Consider the following 908-nt stretch of genomic DNA (forward strand, 5'->3'; position numbering starts at 1 on the left):
ATAGCTCAAAAGATGCCATTGCTTATATCAGTGATGGTATGCACATCTATGCCAACAGCTCCTATATGCAGTTCCTTGGCTACGATGATATCGATGAAATGATCTGCATTCCTGTGCTTGATACCTTTAATTCAGAATCACAAAGCAGCTTCAAAGAGCTATCTAAGCCTTTTTCAGATAACCCGCAAGCCGAAAAGACCGAAGCAACAACCTGCATATCCATTCGTGAAGATGGTACTGAAATTAGCGCAACCATGAGCCTTTCCGCTGCAACTTACGACGGNGAAGACTGCCTACAAATTATTATCCGTCCAGAGCATGACAATGAAGAACTTGCGGAAAAGATAAAAGAACTCAGCCAACAGGATCTGCTAACAGGTTTATATAACCGCCAATACTTTATGGAACAACTGCACGATGCAAAAGAATGTGCGGTAAATAATAGTACGCATGCAGGCGTACTTTACCTGGCCATCGATAACTTTCAGAAGATAAAAACCAATTTTGGCATGGCTGATGCCGACCTGGTACTACGCGACCTGGCTCATGTTATTGATAGCAACCGAAAGAGCGACCATCACCTGGCTCGATTAAGCGACGATGTTTTTGGCCTAATATGCCCGGCACAAAATGGAGATGATGCCGTTGAAGTCGCCCAAGCTTATGGTCAGGCTGTTGAAGATCACTTATTTGAGGTCGATGGAAAAACAATTCAGATAACACTTAGTACTGGTGTCACTTTGATAACTGAGAATGCCCCCGCCATCAATGATATTCTAGGTAGAGCTCAAACGGCGTCTCAAGAACTCGCTTCTCAGGACAACGCTGAAGAGATAAATGGAGTCAAACTGTACACGATTCAAACTGATAAGCCTTTAGATGACCATGACATGGCAATGGAGCTGATT

Annotated in this window: 1 protein-coding gene; it reads left to right on the forward strand. The window is 43.6% G+C overall.

The window, feature by feature from the left end; genetic code table 11:
* Positions 1-908: GGDEF domain-containing protein (locus A3735_RS28120; RefSeq protein WP_156499989.1), on the forward strand; the 908-nt coding region annotated here is incomplete at both ends.

Source organism: Oleiphilus sp. HI0061 (assembly GCF_001635675.1).